The organism is Neobacillus sp. DFD-2R, assembly GCF_057747865.1.
Window position 1 is genome coordinate 3,896,729 of record NZ_CM173228.1, and the last position, 20,178, is coordinate 3,916,906.

A 20,178-nucleotide genomic window follows, 5' to 3' on the forward strand; every position below is an offset into this window, starting at 1 on the left:
TATTACTTAGGCAAATCACAAAAAGTACGCCATTATGTCAAATTGTGCGCTTTCCCAAGAAATAATCCTTCATTCTATTTGTATTCAAGAGATAAGCAAATCATTAAAAGAATTTATTGATAATAGGCACGGTTAAACTTGTCTGTTGATTTTCCGCTCCAATTAACATAGAAGCTTAATAATCATCAATGAGCTTTAATATAGCCTTACAATAAAAAAAGCCCATTGAGTAATGGGCTCGGATTTATAAAAAATGTTTTATTGACCATCCAAGTCAAGTTGAACATTTCTTTGCGGCGCAAACGTTGAAATCGCATGCTTATAAACCAGTTGTTGTTTCCCTTCTGATTCAAAAAGCACGGTAAAATTATCAAAGCCTTTGATCTGGCCTCTTAATTGGAATCCGTTAAGCAAAAATACGGTTACGTGCGTGTTGTCTTTCCTACATTGATTTAAAAATTGATCCTGAATATTAATTGTGGTTTTCATTTGTATATCCTCCTCTTTTATCTCTACTAATATGTATTCGATTTTACTTGAAGCTTTCCTTCAACATAATGTGAAATTTCGGCGATTTTTTTTTCGAAATTCCAAGCATCTGTCATATCAAACCATTCTACATCCATTTTGTTACGAAACCAAGTTAATTGTCTTTTGGCATATCGTCTTGAATTTTGTTTTAAATTTTCGATAGCCTCGTTCATGGAAACCTTACCCTCAAGAAATTCATAAATTTCCTTGTAGCCGATCGCCTGGATGGATTGGCAATCACGCAATCCATGCTGATATAAGGCTTTCACTTCCTCTAAAAGTCCTTCTTCCAACATCAAATTGACCCTGTAATTAATCCGCTCATAAAGCTTTTCTCTTTCCATCGTTAAACCAACGAGTGCGGTTTGGTACAGTAGATCAGGCTGCTGCTCTTTTTGAAATTCACTCATGGTTTTACCTGTACAATGAAAAATTTCAAGTGCACGAATGACTCTTCTTACATTGTTCGGATGGATTTGGGAGGCACTTTCCGGATCAATGACCACTAACTCCTGATACAAGGCATCACCCCCGATACCCTTTACTTTTTCTTCAAGCATGGATCGAAAGGCTTCATCTGCAGGAGCATCTGAAAATTGATAATCATATATGACCGACTGGATGTAAAGACCTGTTCCACCTGCAATGATCGGCAGTTTTCCTTTCCCGGCAATCTCACTTATTTTGGCTCGTACAAGATGTTGAAACTCAGCTACGGAGAAGCTTTCGTCAGGTTCTTTAATATCAATCAAATGGTGAGGGATACCTTCCATCTCATTTTCTTTTATTTTCGCTGTCCCGATATCCATTTTACGATAAATCTGCATGGAGTCCCCACTGATAATTTCACCATTAAATCGCTTTGCCAAATTGATACTTAACTTTGTTTTTCCAACTGCTGTTGGTCCAATTATAACTAATACCTTTTGTTTTGAATCCAATATTTTCACACTGCCTTATTCCATTTTCAAGCAAAAGCTATTTACGCTCTCACACTTTCATCCTAACACAAATTTAAAAAGCAGTAGAACATCAAACAAGTATATACAAAAAATATCTTTTCTATGCATTTTAGTAGGATGTATTTCCATAATCCATTTTAAACCCAAATAAGCAAAATTTTTCTTACTACTTTACAAAACGATAACGTTTCATTACAATCCGGAAAAAATTTACCAACATCATTACAATAAGATAACGTTTCATTTACAAACACCCTCCTACCCCCTTATTCATGTTAGGCTTAACCGTAGCTTATCTTGTAGAAAAATAGGGGAAATAGGTGAAAAATATGTTATCTACATTTGATATTGGAATTGATTTAGGTACTGCTAATATATTAGTTTATAGTAAGAATAAAGGGATTGCACTCAACGAACCCTCCGTTGTAGCGATTGATACTGAAACAAAAAGTGTTGTCGCGGTTGGGATTGAGGCTAAAGAAATGATTGGGAAAACACCGGAAAAAATTGTGGCTATCCGCCCATTAAAAGACGGCGTTATCGCTGATTATGACGTTACAACCGATATGCTGAAGCATATTATGCGAAAAGCGTCTAAGAAAATGGGGTTTGCGATTCGCAAACCAAATGTTGTCGTTTGTACACCATCCGGCTCCACGAGTGTTGAGCGAAGAGCCATTCAAGATGCAGTTCGAAATGCAGGTGCGAAAAAAATTCATTTAATCGAGGAACCGGTAGCTGCAGCAATTGGTGCCGGACTCCCGGTTGATGAACCGGTCGCGAATGTCGTCGTGGACATTGGCGGCGGCACAACGGAAGTTGCGATCATTTCCTTCGGCGGTGTTGTTGCCTGCCATTCAATTCGAATCGGCGGTGACCGTCTTGACGAAGAAATTATCCAGCATGTCCGTAAAGAATACAATGTGTTGATCGGTGAGAGAACGGCCGAAAAAATTAAAATGGAAATCGGTTATGCGTTGATAGATCACGAGGAAATGTTTATGGATGTCCGCGGTCGCGACCTGGTGACGGGATTACCAAAAACTATTAACCTTTCATCCTATGAAGTTAGGAATGCAACGAAAGAATCATTACTGCATATTTTAGAAGCTATAAGAGCTACGCTGGAAGACTGTCCTGCGGAACTTAGCGGTGATATCGTAGACCGCGGTGTCATCCTTACCGGCGGCGGGGCATTAATGAATGGTATGGAGCAATGGCTGAGTCAGGAAATCTTTGTGCCCGTTCAGCTTGCACCAAATCCTCTTGAATCAGTAGCAATTGGTACAGGAAAAGCACTTCAATACATTAGTAAGCTAATGATGGCTTCTACCAAATAAGGAATATTTTTTATGACGGGCACATCCATTTCTGATTTCGACAATGGATGTGCCCATTTTGCAATTTCGGAGGATTCTTCCAATTCGTGCGATTAAAATAGTAAGACTTAGGTGAATTTATCCAGGAATATCGATTTAAAATTAAGATATTTACAAATTTTAAAATTTACTACAAAATTCACTAAAAAAAAGACAGCCCAAGGCTGCCTTTTTTACCGTTTTTTATTCACCTGCTACGTATGGTAATAATGCCATCGTACGTGCACGTTTAATCGCAACTGATAGTTTGCGTTGGTACTTAGCGTGTGTACCAGTTACACGACGAGGTAAAATTTTACCGCGTTCAGAGATGAATTTTTTTAGTAAATCAACATCTTTATAATCGATGTTGGTAATACCATGTGCTGTGAAGTAGCACACTTTACGGCGTTTTGCGCGTCTGCCGCCGCCTCTGCGTTCTCCCATTGCCATGATTATTTCCCTCCTTTTAATGTTTTTGTATGGTCAAATTGTCAATTATTCTGCTTCTTTAACAACAATATGGCGAATAATGTCTTCGCTGATTTTTGCAAGACGGGAGAATTCTTCTACCGCTGCAGCAGGAGCATTTGTTTTTACGATTTGGTAGTAACCATCGCGGAAATCATTGATTTCATATGCAAGACGGCGTTTACCCCAATCTTTTACTTCTGCATTCTCAGCACCATTATCGCTTAGAATCGTAGTAAAACGCTCAACAAGAGCTTTTTTTGCTTCATCTTCAATATTTGGGCGGATGATGTACATAATTTCGTACTTTCTCATCACAGTCACCTCCTTTTGGTCTATGCGGCCTGTAAATAGGCAAGGAGCAATTTATATTACTCACAAGGTATAACTATACCAGAAAAATTCAATAAAGACAAGTCCAAACCAAAATAAAAAGAACTATCGAAAGTTCTCTTTACTGTTTCACAATTTTTGAGGGATTATTAATTTTATATGCTACTGCCACATCTAATGTATATTCTTCCGGAACATCCTTCCCTTTGGTCAATTTCTTCGCTGTCACCTTTCCGTCAAACTCTAATAAATCACCTGCTGCCAGTTCAAACTTTTTTAATGTTTTACTGTGACTGCACCAGGCGTATTCAAGATTCAAAGGCGGTTCGCATAAGATTTCCACATTCTCAAGAACAACCACTTCATCATTTTCCTCGTTAAAAGGGTTATAGGTCATGGCAAACTGTTTTACTTTGGCTGTAAAATGAACTTTCTCATCAGGCAGCACCACTTTAGCAGCTTTCTCTTTCTTTGGTTTTGGCTCATTTGCTTTCTTTGGTTTAGGAGGAGCTTCCTCATTGGATTCGTTTTTAGAAACCTCTATAATCGGTTCAGCTTTTTCTACTCCTTTATTCTCTTCCTGCCAGATGCTTTCTTTCCCAAAACTTGATTGTTGCATTTCCTTTAAATAGGCAGGATGAATGCAGCTTAAATTTCCATCTTGAAATTCAATAACGAGCGTATTGAATTCTGTCTTTACACCAAAAATTTCATAGCCTTTTATCGTGACAAGTTGTTGAATCGTCTTGTCCTTGTACCAGAATTCCTTTTTCACTTCTTTTGTAGCAGATAATCCCCATTCCTTCATTTTTTCTCGATAATGCTCTTCATCTCGGAAGGTCTCGAACCCCCCTTTGGGTGGAATATATTGAATTTCTTCAATTTGCTGCTGATTTATCATTTTTTCACTTCCTATTTTGATTCAATATTGATTTGATTATATCATTTTTAAATAAAACTATTTAACCCAAAAGAAAAGCGATACCTCTTACGTATCGCTTTCATGATTTCGTTTAATCACTTTGTCGTTTTCTCAAACGGTTGAAGTAAAGGAAAATCGGAAGTGGGATCACGATAAAACCAAGACTTTTGATAATTTGATTTTTTGCACTTTCTTTCATCCGATTTTTTTCATCTTTTACTGTCTGTTCGTAATTAGCTCGCATTTCAGTTTCACTAATATTTTTATTTTCCGTTTTTCCTTGGTCATACATCTGCTTATAATCTTGAAAATTTTGATTATAACTTGGCGGACTAATTAAATCTGCTGCTGCCATAAAAATCGAAATCCCGCCTCCAATTACCATCATAAGCGTTGCAAACAAGACTAAATAGGTATAAAGATGGCGTATCACAGCTTCTTCCCCCTTTTCTTTGTTTTTCACCGCATAAACAATCACAAAAATAATAATCACAATCGGTAGAAATAAACTTAACAGGGTAAAAGCGACCATTGGTTCACCCCCTTTTGAATTCCTACTCTTCAAACATTCTCTATTTATATTAATATTTCAATTTTGTCCATTCATACCAATACCAGGAAATATTCCTATTCCTATCCATTTTATCAGAAAAACCTTACAGAGCAAATATAGAAGTAATTTATTGGATTTTGGCAATTAACTACCTTGCTTTTAATCATCATGACCAATTTTGCAAAAGTTTTTTTAAAATTAGACTGTTTGTCCAATCCTTTCTTGTAATTCTTAATAGACTGCTATCAGTAGTTTTTTAATTCAAGGAGGGCTAATGATGTTAATTAACAGTAATAATGATGATTGTGTAAATTGCAGCGGAAATGTGAGCAGTTCAAGCAGCTGCAGAGGATGTGCTTGTGACCAACTCAGAAGATTACAAACAAATACAGAAGTGGATGTATTTTTAGCTAGCGGAATCATTCTAGAGGATGTTGTTTTTGTTAGCTTCGATCCCAATAATTGTTGTGCTTTCTTTAATGATCCTACGACAGAGCCCGGTTCGATTATTGTTGTCGATTGTAATTTTATCCAAGCCATTCGTTTCGAAGCTGATTGAGAAAAAAAAGGATTTTGATTTATATAATTTTGGATTTATTTCTTTTTTTTACAAATAATAAACCTAACTAAAAAACGTGTTAGGTGGTCAGTTTTAATGAATAAAAAGAAAGCCTTATCTTTATTTATATTATTTGGGCCTTGGTTAACCGTTCCGTTAATTGGAAAAGGATCATTTATTCGATTCCTACCCGCTACTACATTTGTAAATCTAATTATAAGCTTATTAAGCGTAATAGCTGATAAGAAAAAAATGTGGAAAGTTAAAAACCCTATTTTCCCCTATTCCGCTCTAGATTTTTCCTATCTACTGGGATTATTCTTCATTACAACTATTTGGGTGTTCAAATTAACATACGGAAATTTCACAAAGTATTTAGGACTAAATATCGTTTTAGATTATCTTCTTTCCTTTCCAATCGTTAAATTTTTTACAAAAGTAGGCATTTTTGAATTCAAGAAGATGCGACCAAAACATTTTTTCTATTTTAGTGTTTTTTTAGCCATCCTAATTTATTGGTATCAACACATTGTGGAAAACAATATTATAAAATCTAAAACAAACGTGAAATACAATAGTTAAATTCATTAATTATTTGTTGAATATTATCAAAAAACAAAAAGCATCGGTTTAAAAACCAATGCTCAGGCTGTCGAAAAACCCTCGGCAGCCAATTATTTTATTCAATCACTTTAACAATTCACCGCAAATTTGTTATTAGTATATCGGTTTCAACATGTCTGTTGATTGGCGCTCCAGGCACTTCGCTTTCCGCGGGCATGCCGGGAAGCCTCCTCGTCGCTTCGCTCCTGCGGGGTCTCCCCTGCCCCGTACTCCCGCAGGAGTCTTCGTGCCTTCCGCTCCAATTAACAGAGTGTTTTCAATACAGACCTTCATTTCAACTAAAACTTGCCCTAATAATCAAGAATTAACATACAGAACAACAACCCGTGAAGGTTATAGAGAATACAAGTCTTATTCAAAGAAATGTCAGAACTGCCCACTTTTATCCCAATGTACACAATCAAAAAATAAGGTAAAAGTGGTAACACGACATGTATGGGAGGAGCACAAGGAAAAGGTAAGGTTAAATTGCTTATCTAAATGTAAAATGCTTTATAAATTTAGAAAGGAAAAAATTGAGCGAAGCTTCGCAGACTCAAAAGAGCTGCACGGGCTTCGCTACTGCCGGTTACGGGGATTGAAGAAGCAATTGAACAGGCTCTTCTAACGGCAGCCTGCCAAAATATAAAAAAGATTGCAATACACTTAGCATAGTTAGAAAAAGTGTTTTGCAATACTTTAGGTTGATTTGCCTCCCTGTTGATTGGAGCGGAGGGCACTCGACTCCTGCGGGATAGAGAGGTCACTGGAGACCCCGCAGGTGCCAAAAGCGCCGAGGAGGCTCCAGGACCTCCCCGCGGAAAGCGAGTGCCCGGAGCGGAAATCAACTGGCACATTAGCAGGGAGAATCAATAAATTTGGTATTTAGATTCTGACAAAATAAAAAATTGCCGAGAAAAATACCCTTTCTCGACAATCTGAGCATTGGTTTGTTAAAAACCAATGCTTTTTGTTTTTGAAATTACATTACTCGTTTAAACATCTTCTCCATGTCATATGAAGAGTAGTGCACGATAATCGGTCGTCCATGCGGACAGGTAAACGGATCAGAAGCTTTACGCAAATCATCCAGCAGTGCCTGAATTTCATCATTGCGCAAATGACGATTAGCTTTAATCGATGCCTTACAGCTCATCATGATCGCAGCTTCCTCACGAAGTTTTTTAATATCCACCTTTTTCATTGAGAGGAGCTGTTCAATCATTTCCTCAATGATTTCCTTTTCTTCCCCTTGTGGAAACCATTGCGGATGTGAGCGAACAATAAAGCTATTTAGGCCGAATTCCTCAAGAAAAACTCCAACCTTCTCCAGTTCGTTTTGATGTTCTGTTATTTTTACATACTCATCCGTTGAATACTCAAAGGTTAACGGTACAAGCATTTCCTGAAGCTCAGATTGGACTTGCCCCACTTTTTCACGGAAATATTCATACTTGAGTCTTTCCTGCGCAGCATGCTGATCAATAATATATAAACCATTTTCATTCTGAGCAAATATATAGGTTCCATGCATTTGACCGATCGGGTATAATCTCGGTACTCTATTTTCACTTTGCGGCTGATGCTCATTCGTTTCCACAAAACCGACATCGTCTATTGAATCCACAAATGTGTCATTTAGTTCTTCGTCATTTTCTTCGATAAAAGCCACTTTCGATTCAACGGTTTGACTTAATGTCTGATAACATTCCTTATTGTTTTCATCTTTAATTTCCCTTTGGATCATAAAAGATGGTTCGATCCACGGATGGGATTCCTGCATTGTCCCGAAAATTGGACGATCGATTTTAATTTCCTTTGGATCACTCGTGTTCGTCGTTCCTTCATCCAGTACGAGCGTTGTTTGTTCCGACTTAGGAGTTTCTTTTTTCACTGCATGATAAGCAGTCGGGATTAGGATCTTTGACTTAAAGGCATTTTTAATGATAGTCGTAACAAGTTCATTTAGTTCCGCTTCTTTACTGATACGGACTTCCATTTTTGATGGATGGACATTCACATCAACCAATAATGGGTCCATTTCGATATTAAGAAGAACAATCGGGAATCTTCCGATTGGCAGCAACGTATGGTATCCTTCCTGGATCGCTTTGGCCAACGGATAGTTTTTAATAAATCTTCCATTAATCATCGTCGAAATATAATTTCTTGATGCTCTTGTTACCTCAGGCAGGGACGCAAAGCCGAAGACCCGATAATCAAGCGAATCTCCGGAAATAGGGACAAGCTGCTTAGCAATTCCCATTCCATAAATAGCCGCCAGAACCTGGCGGACATCGCCGTTTCCGTTCGTTTGCAGCAGCTTTCGCTCGTTATGGATCAATCGAAAGGCCACCTCGGGATGGGAAAGAGCCAAGCGATTGACAACATCCGTTATATTCCCTAATTCTGTGTGAATTGTCTTCATATATTTCAACCGCGCTGGTGTATTGAAAAATAAATCGGTAATCGTGATATCCGTTCCTCGTCTACTCGAAGCTTTTTCAAACGATTCAACTTTTCCGCCTTCAATGATCACTCGATTTCCTGCACCTTCCCCGGTAGAGGTCTTCATCTCAAGCCTGGAGACAGAGGCGATACTTGGCAGGGCTTCTCCACGGAAGCCCAGTGTCCGAATACGGAACAAATCATTTTCATCTTTGATTTTACTCGTTGCATGTCGCTGAAAGGCAATGAGGACATCCTCTTCGTCGATTCCGTTACCATTATCGGTAATGCGAATTTTCGCAAGTCCTGCTTCTTCTACCTCAATCTCGATTACGGTACTGCCGGCATCAATCGCATTTTCAACAAGTTCCTTCACAACAGAGGCAGGTCGTTCAACTACCTCACCCGCTGCTATCTTGTTAGACAAAGCATCATCTAATTGGATAATCTTGCCCATGCTATAGTCACCTCCTAAACACCTAGCCCTTTAACTTTTTGTGCAGCTCGTATAATAAATTAATAGCCTGAAGCGGCGTAATATCTAATAAATCAAGTTCTTTTATTTTCTCTAAAACCCGTTTTTCTTTAGAAGAGTGTTCCTGTTTTTTCGGCTCTTTTGGTTCATCAAAAAATGATAGCTGTGCAGGTTGTTCCGGAAATGTTTTTTCTATAATTATTTCTTCTTTTGCCGGAACCATTTTACCAACATGTTTTTTCGGGATTTTCCGCTCCTTAGTCAAGAGGTCAAACTGAACATCTTTTTGTTCTAATGCTGTTAAAATATCATTTGCCCGTCTGATTAACTCCGGAGGCAGCTCCGCTAGCTGTGCGACATGAATCCCGTAGCTCTTGTCGGCCGGTCCTTCTTTTATTTTATGAAGAAAAACAACCTTTCCATTATGTTCGATGGCACTAACGTGAATATTCTTAAGCTTTGATAGCTCTTCATCCAAAACTGTCAGCTCATGATAATGGGTTGAAAAAAGTGTTTTTGCACCTATTCGATTATGGATATATTCAATAATGGCTTGGGCCAGAGCCATCCCATCGTAGGTGGAAGTACCTCGGCCAATTTCATCAAACAAAATCAAACTGTTTTGTGTTGCATTGGCTATCGCATTCTTCGCTTCCAGCATTTCAACCATAAAAGTACTTTGACCGGAGATCAAATCATCGGCAGCACCGATCCGGGTAAATACTTGGTCAAAAATTGGCAATACTGCTTCAGCTGCGGGAACATAACAGCCGATTTGCGCTAAGATTGCAGTCAAGGCTATTTGGCGCATGTACGTACTTTTACCCGACATGTTTGGCCCCGTGATTAAAAGAACTTCACGATCGTTATCCATAAAGCAGTCATTTGGAACATATTCTTGAGAGTTCAGCACTTTTTCCACGACAGGGTGTCGGCCGTCCTTTATGGCAACCCGACGGTCAGATGAAAATTGCGGTTTCACATATCGCCGCTCTTCACTCAACTGTGCAAAGCACTGGAGGACATCAAGTTCACTAACCGTTTTAGCTAATGCTTGCAAGCGGGGAATATGTTCTTTTACAATCTCACGGATTTCGGTAAACAGCTCATATTCAAGTTCCCCGCATTTTTCTTCCGCTTGTAAAATTAACGCTTCTTTTTCTTTTAGCTCCGGAGTAATAAAGCGCTCGGCATTGGTTAAAGTTTGCTTACGCTCATACTGCCCTTCTTCTAAAAGGTGCAAGTTGGCTCTTGTTATCTCGATATAATAACCAAAGACACGATTATATCCAACCTTTAACGATTTAATGCCGGTTTTTTCCCGTTCCGCTCGCTCGAGCTGAGCGATCCAAGTTTTTCCGTTCCGACTGGCATCCCGATATTGATCTAACTGTGAGTTATATCCATCCCGGATCATATTTCCCTCTTTTAATGATAGCGGCGGATTCTCTACAATTGCTTGTTCCAACAAATCAGTGATCTCTTCGCACGGATCAAGGAGGTCGGCGATTTTATCCACTTCTTCTATTTGCATACCGAGGAGTGTTTGTTTTAAAAGCGGAATTTGCAAAAGGGATCGCTTTAATTGCACCAAATCGCGGGCATTTACATTGCCAAAGGCTACCCTTCCTGCTAATCGCTCTAAATCGTATACTTCCTTTAATTTTTCACGAAGCTCCTGTCGTTCAAAATAATGGTTCATCAAGATCTCTACCAAATTGTGACGGTGCTCAATTTCCCCCTGAGTGATTAACGGACGGTCAATCCAGTGTTTGAGCATCCGGCCGCCCATCGAAGTCATTGTCTCATCCAAAAGCCATAATAACGAACCTTTCTTTCCCTTCGAACGGATGGTTTCGGTTAATTCGAGGTTGCGTTTTGAATAGTAATCAATTTTCATATATTCATGAATTTGATAGGTTGTTACAGGCTGAAGATGGTCAAGACTTCTTTTTTGGGAACGGTACAAATAGTGAAATAATCTTGCAGCGGTTTGCTTCAATTTATCCTGATTTAGATCTTCAAGCAAATGGGAAAAATTCATTTCTATTGAACTATTATCTTCAAACGAAATGGCTAGAACATCTCGTTCGCGCATTTTCTTTTGCAGTTCTCCATCAAAGTTAGTTGCCACTACAACTTCCTTGGCACTCAATACCGCCAATTCATTTAAGACTTCTTCAAAATTATTCGAAAGCAAGGTGACACGGCTTTCACCTGTCGAGATATCATTATAGGCAAAACCATATGTTCGGTCATCAAATGAAGTAATAGAAGCAATGTAATTATTCTCTTTATCGGAAAGCCCTTTGCCCTCCATCACAGTCCCCGGAGTAATCAGCTGGACGACTTCCCGTCTAACCACACCCTTTGCCTGTTTGGGATCTTCGGTTTGTTCACAAATCGCCACTTTGTACCCTTTTGAAATAAGCTGCTCGATATAGTTAGGAGCCGAATGGTACGGAACACCACACATTGGAATCCGTTCCTCAGAACCGCCTTCACGGCTTGTTAGTGTTATCTCTAATTCTTGTGATGCATTGATGGCATCTTCGAAAAACATTTCATAAAAATCGCCTAAGCGAAAAAATAAAAAGGCATCTTGATAGTCTGCCTTGACTTGTAAGTATTGTTGTATCATCGGCGTATAAGCAGCCATAATGACCTCCACGTTTTTAATCATTTCGAGTTTCTTCGACAAACTATTATAACACAAATAGGTGCTTCATTATTAGGAAGTTAAAAACCATCTTTTTACGATTGACAGTTTTAAAAGGTAACAAAACTTTTGTTTATTCGCATGATAAATTTAAATTTTACAAAAATTATTGACATGTTTGTGTATATGAATATAATAGATTCATAGCCACGTTACAAAACCTAACATGAAAATAGGAGGAATATTAACATATGGTATTAGCACTAGAAATCGAAAACAAGTTAAGCGAAATTAAAGAAATTATCGAGAAGAAAAATGTCGAGCTTCTACATATGCAATTTGTAGATCTTGAAGGAACTTTAAAGAATGTTACAATCACAGCACAACAACTTGAAGATGCTGTTGAAGGAAAAATCATGTTTGACGGTTCTTCTATCGTTGGATTCTCTCCTATTAACAAATCTGACCTTTACCTCCAACCGGACCTTAACACTTTTGCTGTTCTTCCTTGGTCTGTTGAAGAAGGATATTCCGAAGCACGCTTCCTTTGCAGCGTAACGAATCCTGATGGAACTTTATTCGAGGGTGATACACGTAACGTATTAAAAAAGACTGTTGAAAAAGCTGCTAAAAAAGGTTATAGCATTTCCGTCGGACCTGAATTGGAATTTTTCTTGTTCAAAACCGATGAAGATGGAAGGCCTACTGTAAAAACGCATGATGTGGGCGGCTACTTTGAGCCATCACCTCACGACATTGGCGAACGCGTTCGCTTGGAAATTTACCGCGCTTTGAAAGCGATGGGCTTTACAATCGAAGCTTCTCACCACGAAGTAGCAGAGGGACAACATGAAATTAACTTTAAGTACGCAGATGCTTTAACAGCTGCTGACAACGCTACAACGTATAAGTGGGTTGTTAAAACTGTTGCTAAGCAATTCGGATTACATGCTTCTTTCATGCCAAAACCGGTATTTGGTATCAATGGCTCCGGAATGCACGTAAATATGTCTTTCTTCAAAGATGGTCAAAACGTTTTCTTCGATGAAAACGATGGTCTTCAATTATCAGAAACTGCTTACCAATTTATCGCCGGTTTATTAGAGAATGTAAAGAACTTTGCTGCGGTTACGAATCCGCTAGTTAACTCATACAAGCGTTTGGTTCCGGGATATGAAGCTCCTTGCTATATCGCTTGGTCTGCTTCCAATCGTTCTGCCTTGATCCGTATCCCAGCCAAAAAAGGAATGGCAACTCGCGTAGAACTTCGTTGTCCGGATCCATCTGCTAACCCATATTTGACGTTTGCTGTTATTGCAGCAGCTGGCCTTGACGGTGTTGACAGAGAATTAACTCCTGTTAGCTCTGTAAATGAAGATATCTTCCATATGTCAGTCGAAGAGCGTGAAGAACGCGGAATCGACAGCTTGCCAGGAAGCCTTGAGACTGCTGTAGAAGCTTTGGAAGACGGTCATATCGGTCGGGAAGTTCTTGGAGAGCATGTCTTTAACGAATATGTTGCTTTGAAAAAGTCTGAATGGGATAGCTACCGTACAGCTGTTCATACTTGGGAACTTCAAAACTACCAAGCTAAGTTCTAATTTTAATAAAAAAAGGGAGTCCTCCAAAATTTGGAGGACTCCTATATTTTTTCGAAAACATTATGATTTTTGAAGCTCATTTACAGTGACAAAACGATAACCTTCTTTTGTTAAACTCTTTAGTATTCCTTCTATCGTTTTGAGTTCGTTGCCGGTTTTATCATACATAGGATGAAGTAAAATAATAGAACCTGGTTTCACACTTTTGCTTACGTAATTTACTTTGTCAGAAGCCAAGGTATAATAAGTGTCCGGTTCAAGACTCCATGTAATGGTATCTCTGTGATGTTTCATTAAATAATAGGGCAGACCGATTAGCTTTTTGCCATTAGGCGGCCGAAAATCGATTTCTCCCTTATATCCCGTTTGGCGAATTAATTGATCGGTTTTTTCAATTTCTTCTTTTATGAAGGATTGACTTTTGAAAACCATCCGTTGATGGGAGTAGGTATGATTGCCAATTTGATTCCCTGCTTCCGCTATTTTCTTTCCTTCTTCGGGATTTTTCTTTAGCTCATTTCCAATAAGGAAAAAGGTTGCCTTCGCATGGTATTTGTTTAAAAGGGGCAAAATTTGGTCCACATTTTTTGTCGGCCCATCATCAAAGGTTAACGCAACAACCTTTTTATTTGTTTCAACATGACCGGTTAGCCCGCCAAATAACTGATATGTTCGTGAATTCATTAATTTATAAGTGCCAAATAAAAGTATGAGAAGTGCCAGCAATAAAATTCCAAATATGTATAGCCTTTTTTTCATGTATTTACCTCTATTTCTTATTTCTGCAAAACTGATTCTATTATACCGTAATTTTTATTCATACGATTGGGATAAATATATTATTCAATACCAACTTATTTATTTATTGACCTTTTTCGATTAACTTATTATAATTAATAACGTTCCTTATTTTAATGTCCCAGTAGCTCAGCAGGATAGAGCAACAGTTTCCTAAACTGTAGGTCGGAGGTTCGAATCCTCTCTGGGACGCTATACATTTAAAAACGCTATGTTATGCGATTTGTTACTCGTTCAATCAGACGGTGACAATGACGTGACATAGCGTTTTTTCATGTAACTTTAGGACGTGTTTTTTTACGCTATAGGACTACAAATCAGTACATTTTTCCACTTTCTGTTTAATATGCTCTTACATTTAGGCGTATCCGATATGATAACCCCCGTCTTTCTTGGCGATGGGGCACTGATCCCCTTTGTAGTTTGATACAACAAAAAAAACGACCCAAATTACGAGTCGTTGACAATTTAAAATTTTATTAGGCTCGATTTAAAACAGGATAGTAGTAGTCATCTGTTGGATGTTTTTGAAATTCCAGTTCAACATTACTAATGATTTTCGTAGTTTTAAAACCCTCTTGAACTTCAATGAAGATTTTTCCATCGTCTCTTTCACTTATAACAACATTGCTTTTTCCAAAATACAAATTCTTTCTACCACAGTGTGCTGTCCCTTTAATTCTTCCGCCAATAGTCTCAGGAGTATAAGTATACAACATCCTCTCACCTCCTTAATGATTTATTCGACAGAACTGATGTTAACCCTTTCAATTGTAAAAATAAATTTCAAATCTAATATCGTTTCAAACATATTTGTCAAAAAAGCACACATAATAACTTCACCGATTCGTACGGCAACGTCTACTAAGCGTAATATTCAACTGTAAAGTCAAAAGGGTATTCCTTTCGTATTGGGTTACGTGCTGATAGTTTCCGTAATTTTTCGGAAATGTTCCTACTGTAGGTAATCCGCTTACTGCTTCAAGGCTCGATCTTCTCTTCGATAGAACCCGTTTCAAATGTATCCAATTCTATGTCGAGTCTAATAACTTATCTTGACGCTTCTGATTCTCGGATTATTTTATTCAATATGCTTTAATCGTTTCAGTAAGTAAGCAAACTTTTACAACACTTTAGGGATACAGTCTAGTCCGAGTCACACAGTCTAGTTCCGTCTAGTACCGCTTCTGCAAACGACAATAAATCGTTGTAAACTGAAATTATTGACAATCACGAAACTATTCTGCAAAGGTTCATAAACTAAAGGTCGTAGGACTAAGGTTACACTATGAGTCATTAATACCGTCCAATCACCGTAATGACAATACATTGACATATCGTTGACATACCGTTTAGTTTCCTAGACTGTAGGTCGGAGGTTCGAATCCTCTCTGGGACGTACAAAAACCCTTGCCATGGCAAGGGTTTTTCTGTTTTAACTGAGTAAGAACTATCTATTTTTAAGCTTCAATTTTGTGAGATTCTATTAAAATAGAAGCTTGGAAATCACTACTTATAACTAATTAAGTTATAATAATAAAAAAAGATTTTTGAGGTGAATAGGCATTGGATTTTTATTCAAATTCAGACCAACAAGTAAAAAAAGTTGATGACGAAGAATATAAAGAAAAAGATTATGCTACTAGACAAGAAGTAGAAAGCGAACCAGAAGAAAGAGGATATAAACAATGGATTATAGGTAAGAAAAAGAAAAAAGGAGATGAGAACGGCCAAACGGGAGTATATTTGCCATCCAGATCCAGATCGTCAAATAAGAAAAAGAAAAGGGAAATGTTCTCAGTAAAACTAGTCTTTAAGATATTTGTAGTAGCAGCTGTTTGTTTCAACTTCAAATTCATTTGGAACTTTATGAAAGATCCTATTGGTAATTTTACGTTTTACCATACATTAGTTGTACTTGGCATATGTGCGGGCATTAATTTTTTGGCTGTATGGATTCTGTTTTATAAAAGGCCGTTTATGAGATTTTATCTTTCCTTATTTGCAATTTTGGGATCATTTGGGTATTACTTCTACGTAAATTACACTAATCACTCCTTTTTGGGGAATAATATGATAACTTCTTTGCTTGTTGTTATTTCAGTTTTGATGGTCATTAATCCTAAAGTAAATTATTACCTAAAAAGCATCGTACTTCTGTTGATACCTATTATAGGAATATATTTAAGCGGTAATAAATTCGCACTTGTATGGGCTTTAATGATGAGTGCGGGATTGGTCCTATTATTTAGAGTGTCTAAATTAAGAGCAAAATCAAAATCAAATAAAAAGGAAAATCGAGCAAGAAGAAACCAAAAGCAATCAGCTTAATATTTATTATTTGGCGATTAAAAAATGCTGGTGATATTTATACGAATGAAAATAATCCGAAGATGTATAAGGGGGCGAAAACAAACTTGTAAATCTTCGGGTTATAAAATTAGAAAAGCCCCTGTATGTGATGTAAACGTAAAGGTAAGTGTAACCATTGCCGGGATGGGAACAATGAAGTAATACAAGCCAAGGATGTTTTATTTATGCTATCCAAAACCAAAGCCCATCCCCTATAGGGGATGGGCCTTGGTCTTTCATACTTGTTCATAACGATTTTTACAATAATGTAACCAACTTTTTTATTATTAAATGATATACTCTTAGAGGATTATTTAAAGCTTCGGTAATTTTGTTCGGCTTATAATAGTGAGGATAGTTTTGATAACAATAAGAAGAAAAAAAATTTCCTCTGACCGCAAATTAGCATAAGAATGAGGTAATATACATGGAAGAAACAAGTAAGGGAAAAACAATTGATTCGAAATACATTCAGCAGCATTTAGCCAATGAACGAACGTTTTTGGCATGGATAAGAACGTGTATTACCTTAATGGGAGTAGGTTTTCTGATAACCAATCTTCACTTTTCAACCCTTTCGGAGAAAATCGCATTAGGAGATATTTTAGCAAAAATCATTGGATTGGCCTCTATTATTGTTGGTATCCTGACATTGTCAATAGCGACTTTTAGCTATTTTAAAAAAGGAAAAGATATAAACCAACAATCCTTTCGCTATTCAAAATCCTTGGTATATTTCTTATCCGTTGCCTTAATTCTTATCATCATTGTTTTTTGTTTTTATTATTTATTTGTTTGGGGAATGCTAAAAACATAGTTCCAGTCAATATAAAAGTAGTGCCTATACTGTTATATGACCGCAATAGCAATAAAAGCCATCCTCAACGAGATGGCTTTTATTGGTTATTAAACTATTATTTAAATTAATTAAACACCTTTATATGACAGACGGTAAATCTCAGCCAATTCGGTTACTAAAGGAAGCTTTGGATTGGCAGTAGTACATTGGTCTTCGAATGCGCGTTCTGCTAAGACATCCACCTTGCTTTCGAATTCTGCTTTATCAACGTTATTTGCTTCAAGGCTCATAGGAATGTCGAGTTCTTTAGCCAATTTTATAATGGCCTGAACAAGACTTTCAACGCCTTCTTCGGTTGTACGTGCAGGAAGGCCTAGTGTTCTTGCAATTTCAGCATACCGTTTGTCGGCAACGAAATGATTATACTTCGGAAATGCAGTAAATTTTTTCGGTTTTGTTGCATTATAGCGAATGACATGCGGTAAAAGGACCGTATTGGCACGTCCGTGAGCAATATGGAATTCTGCCCCTAACTTATGCGCAAGGCTATGGTTAATTCCTAGGAATGCATTGGCAAAGGCCATACCGGCAATCGTTGAACCATTATGAACTTTTTCACGAGCCACTTCATCACTGCCATTTTTGTAAGCTCTTGGCAGATATTCAAATACTAACTGGATTGCTTTCATTGCAAGACCGTCCGTAAAGTCATTTGCCATACAAGAAACATATGCTTCAATCGCATGAGTCAAAACGTCCATACCAGTATCAGCTGTGATATGTTTTGGTACCGTCATAACAAACTGCAGGTCAATAATCGCTACATCCGGTGTCAATTCATAATCAGCGAGCGGATATTTTTCATTTGCTTCTTTATCGGTAATAACAGAGAATGACGTTACTTCAGATCCTGTTCCGGAAGTTGTTGGAATCGCCACGAATTGTGATTTTCCGCCTAAATTAGGGAATTTCACAATCCGCTTACGGATATCTAAAAATTTCTGTTTTAATCCAAAGAATTCAGAATCCGGATACTCATAGAACAACCACATACCTTTCGCCGCATCCATTGCAGAGCCACCGCCAAGAGCAATGATTACATCCGGTTGGAATTTCGCCATCATTTCTGCGCCTTTCATAACAGTTTCGATTGATGGATCAGGTTCCACTTCGGAGAAAATTTCGCAATGGACATAATCAGGACGCTTTCTCAAATAGTAAAGCACCTTATCGACATAGCCCAATTTCACCATACCGGGGTCGGTTACAATGAATGCTTTAGAGATATTCGGCATTTTTGCTAAATATTGAGTTGAATTCTTTTCAAAATATATTTTTGAAGGGACTTTGAACCATTGCATATTTACGTTCCTCTTCGCTACTTTTTTAATATTAATCAAGTTAATAGCACCCACGTTAGTAGAAACAGAGTTTCCTCCATACGTACCGCAGCCAAGTGTCAAGGATGGCATATAGGCATTATAAATGTCTCCAATCGCACCTTGAGAAGTTGGAGCATTTACAATGATCCTTCCTGCTTTCATTCGCAAGCCAAATTCTTTTATAGCAGCTTGGTTCGTTGTGTGAATGGCTGCAGAGTGACCCAAACCGCCAAACTCAAGCATTTCTTCTGCTCTTTTTAATCCTTCTTCTAGGCTGCTCACCTTGAAGCAAGCTAACACCGGACTTAATTTTTCTCTTGATAGCGGATATTGCGGTCCGACACCTTTTAATTCTGCAACAAGAATTTTGGTTCCTTCCGGAACAGCTACTCCGGCCATTTCAGCAATTTTGTATGCAGGCATACCCACAATATCTGCATTAACAGCACAGGATTGTTCATTAATGACTAATTTTTCGACCTTTTGTTTTTCTTCTTCATTTAAGAAATAGCAATTGTTGGCAATCATCTCTTTCTTAACTTCATTATAAATTTCTTTATCGATGATGACAGCCTGTTCAGATGCACAAATCATACCGTTGTCAAACGTTTTTGATAAAATCAAATCATTAACCGCTTGATGTAAATTAGCTGTTTTCTCAATATAGCAAGGAACGTTACCTGCACCAACACCAAGAGCCGGTTTACCGGAGCTGTATGCGGATTTAACCATGCCAGGGCCGCCGGTTGCAAGAATCACCGAGATTTTCGGATGTTTCATCAAGGTTTGGGTTGCTTCAATAGATGGGGTTTCAATCCATTGAATACAATTTTCAGGAGCCCCTGCTTTAATTGCTGCATCTCTAAGGACTCGTGCAGCTTCACTGCTACATTTTTGCGCAGATGGATGGAAAGCAAATACAATTGGATTTCTTGTTTTAATTGAAATTAAAGATTTAAACATTGTAGTTGAAGTTGGATTTGTAACCGGTGTTACACCTGCAACCACACCCACTGGTTCAGCAATTTCAATCATACCCTCATGTTCGTTTTCATTAATGATGCCTACTGTTTTATCGTATTTGATATTGTGATAGACATATTCAGTAGCAAACATGTTTTTGATGATTTTATCTTCGTAAACGCCTCTTTTTGTTTCTTCTACTGCTAGTTTTGCAAGCGGCATATGTTGATCCAGACCTGCTAAAGCCATTTCCTTTACTATTTCGTCAATTTGCTCTTGATTAAATTCCCGGAACTCCTGTAATGCTTTCAAACCATTTTCTACCAATTGATCAATCATTTTTGTTACATCTTGTTTTTGTTTTGCAACTTTTTCTTCTACTGCCATTGAAAATCCCTCCATTGGTTTT

17 protein-coding genes, 1 tRNA gene and 1 pseudogene are annotated in these 20,178 nt (G+C 37.8%); 8 read left to right on the forward strand and 11 right to left on the reverse strand.

The genetic code is table 11. From position 1 onward, the window contains the following. Positions 1 to 258 precede the first annotated feature (258 nt). Together hfq and miaA are read right to left on the reverse strand one after the other, a co-directional pair. A complete protein-coding gene (hfq, locus tag AC3ANV_RS19455; protein ID WP_307409213.1) occupies positions 259 to 489 on the reverse strand; it encodes an RNA chaperone Hfq in 231 nt (76 codons plus the stop codon). 26 nt (positions 490 to 515) lie between these two features. Then, a complete protein-coding gene (miaA, locus tag AC3ANV_RS19460) occupies positions 516 to 1,472 on the reverse strand; it encodes a tRNA (adenosine(37)-N6)-dimethylallyltransferase MiaA (RefSeq protein ID WP_488314277.1) in 957 nt (318 codons plus the stop codon). Positions 1,473 to 1,822: 350 nt separating this feature from the next. Here miaA and mreBH point away from each other — a divergent pair, with 350 nt between their 5' ends. Continuing rightward, a complete protein-coding gene (gene mreBH / locus AC3ANV_RS19465) occupies positions 1,823 to 2,833 on the forward strand; it encodes a rod-share determining protein MreBH (protein WP_488314278.1) in 1,011 nt (336 codons plus the stop codon). A 222-nt stretch (positions 2,834 to 3,055) separates the two neighbouring features. On the opposite strand, the gene rpsR is transcribed toward mreBH, so the two are convergent. From rpsR to AC3ANV_RS19485, 4 genes are all read right to left on the reverse strand, one after another. Further along, positions 3,056 to 3,298 (reverse strand): 30S ribosomal protein S18, encoded by a 243-nt coding sequence (gene rpsR, locus AC3ANV_RS19470; RefSeq protein ID WP_307409275.1) that lies wholly within the window; start codon positions 3,296 to 3,298, stop codon positions 3,056 to 3,058. A gap of 51 nt (positions 3,299 to 3,349) precedes the next feature. Beyond that, a complete protein-coding gene (rpsF, locus tag AC3ANV_RS19475) occupies positions 3,350 to 3,637 on the reverse strand; it encodes a 30S ribosomal protein S6 (RefSeq protein WP_488310329.1) in 288 nt (95 codons plus the stop codon). A gap of 139 nt (positions 3,638 to 3,776) precedes the next feature. Then, complete coding sequence (locus AC3ANV_RS19480; protein WP_488310330.1) at positions 3,777 to 4,556, reverse strand: hypothetical protein; 780 nt, start codon at positions 4,554 to 4,556, stop codon at positions 3,777 to 3,779. Between the two features lie 112 nt (positions 4,557 to 4,668). Next, positions 4,669 to 5,109 (reverse strand): hypothetical protein, encoded by a 441-nt coding sequence (locus AC3ANV_RS19485; protein WP_488310331.1) that lies wholly within the window; start codon positions 5,107 to 5,109, stop codon positions 4,669 to 4,671. 295 nt (positions 5,110 to 5,404) lie between these two features. On the opposite strand from AC3ANV_RS19485, the gene AC3ANV_RS19490 reads away from it, so the two are divergent. From AC3ANV_RS19490 to AC3ANV_RS19500, 3 genes and pseudogenes are all read left to right on the forward strand, one after another. Then, on the forward strand, positions 5,405 to 5,689 hold the full coding sequence (locus tag AC3ANV_RS19490) for a hydrolase (protein ID WP_488310332.1): 285 nt from the start codon (positions 5,405 to 5,407) through the stop codon (positions 5,687 to 5,689). Positions 5,690 to 5,785: 96 nt separating this feature from the next. After that, positions 5,786 to 6,271, forward strand: a complete 486-nt coding sequence (locus tag AC3ANV_RS19495) for a hypothetical protein (protein ID WP_488310333.1) — start codon at positions 5,786 to 5,788, stop codon at positions 6,269 to 6,271. A 325-nt stretch (positions 6,272 to 6,596) separates the two neighbouring features. Then, a pseudogene (locus AC3ANV_RS19500) lies at positions 6,597 to 6,967 on the forward strand (transposase); the annotation flags it as partial. A gap of 307 nt (positions 6,968 to 7,274) precedes the next feature. Here AC3ANV_RS19500 and mutL read toward each other — a convergent pair. Next, on the reverse strand, positions 7,275 to 9,197 hold the full coding sequence (gene mutL, locus AC3ANV_RS19505) for a DNA mismatch repair endonuclease MutL (protein WP_488310334.1): 1,923 nt from the start codon (positions 9,195 to 9,197) through the stop codon (positions 7,275 to 7,277). A gap of 22 nt (positions 9,198 to 9,219) precedes the next feature. After that, on the reverse strand, positions 9,220 to 11,874 hold the full coding sequence (gene mutS, locus AC3ANV_RS19510) for a DNA mismatch repair protein MutS (protein WP_488310335.1): 2,655 nt from the start codon (positions 11,872 to 11,874) through the stop codon (positions 9,220 to 9,222). A 251-nt stretch (positions 11,875 to 12,125) separates the two neighbouring features. On the opposite strand from mutS, the gene glnA reads away from it, so the two are divergent. Next, positions 12,126 to 13,475 carry a type I glutamate--ammonia ligase gene (gene glnA / locus AC3ANV_RS19515; RefSeq protein WP_488310336.1) on the forward strand — a complete coding sequence of 450 codons (1,350 nt, stop codon included), beginning with the start codon at positions 12,126 to 12,128 and terminating at the stop codon, positions 13,473 to 13,475. A 60-nt stretch (positions 13,476 to 13,535) separates the two neighbouring features. Here glnA and AC3ANV_RS19520 read toward each other — a convergent pair whose 3' ends face one another. Beyond that, the gene (locus AC3ANV_RS19520) at positions 13,536 to 14,234 is read right to left on the reverse strand and encodes a polysaccharide deacetylase family protein (protein WP_488310337.1); all 699 of its coding nucleotides are present in this window, start codon (positions 14,232 to 14,234) and stop codon (positions 13,536 to 13,538) included. A gap of 157 nt (positions 14,235 to 14,391) precedes the next feature. Between AC3ANV_RS19520 and AC3ANV_RS19525 the strand changes: the two genes are divergently transcribed. Then, a tRNA-Arg gene (locus AC3ANV_RS19525) sits at positions 14,392 to 14,465 on the forward strand. A gap of 287 nt (positions 14,466 to 14,752) precedes the next feature. Here AC3ANV_RS19525 and AC3ANV_RS19530 read toward each other — a convergent pair. Beyond that, on the reverse strand, positions 14,753 to 14,992 hold the full coding sequence (locus AC3ANV_RS19530) for a hypothetical protein (RefSeq protein ID WP_488310338.1): 240 nt from the start codon (positions 14,990 to 14,992) through the stop codon (positions 14,753 to 14,755). A gap of 847 nt (positions 14,993 to 15,839) precedes the next feature. Between AC3ANV_RS19530 and AC3ANV_RS19535 the strand changes: the two genes are divergently transcribed. Both AC3ANV_RS19535 and AC3ANV_RS19540 read left to right on the forward strand, forming a co-directional pair. Further along, entirely contained in the window at positions 15,840 to 16,604 is a 765-nt protein-coding gene (locus AC3ANV_RS19535) for a hypothetical protein (protein WP_488310339.1), read from the forward strand. A 448-nt stretch (positions 16,605 to 17,052) separates the two neighbouring features. Then, positions 17,053 to 17,442, forward strand: coding sequence for a YidH family protein (locus tag AC3ANV_RS19540; protein ID WP_488310340.1), 390 nt, complete (start codon positions 17,053 to 17,055; stop codon positions 17,440 to 17,442). A 110-nt stretch (positions 17,443 to 17,552) separates the two neighbouring features. On the opposite strand, the gene adhE is transcribed toward AC3ANV_RS19540, so the two are convergent. Then, positions 17,553 to 20,156: a bifunctional acetaldehyde-CoA/alcohol dehydrogenase gene (adhE, locus tag AC3ANV_RS19545; RefSeq protein ID WP_488310341.1), complete on the reverse strand. Its 2,604-nt coding sequence runs from the start codon at positions 20,154 to 20,156 to the stop codon at positions 17,553 to 17,555. Positions 20,157 to 20,178: the final 22 nt, after the last annotated feature.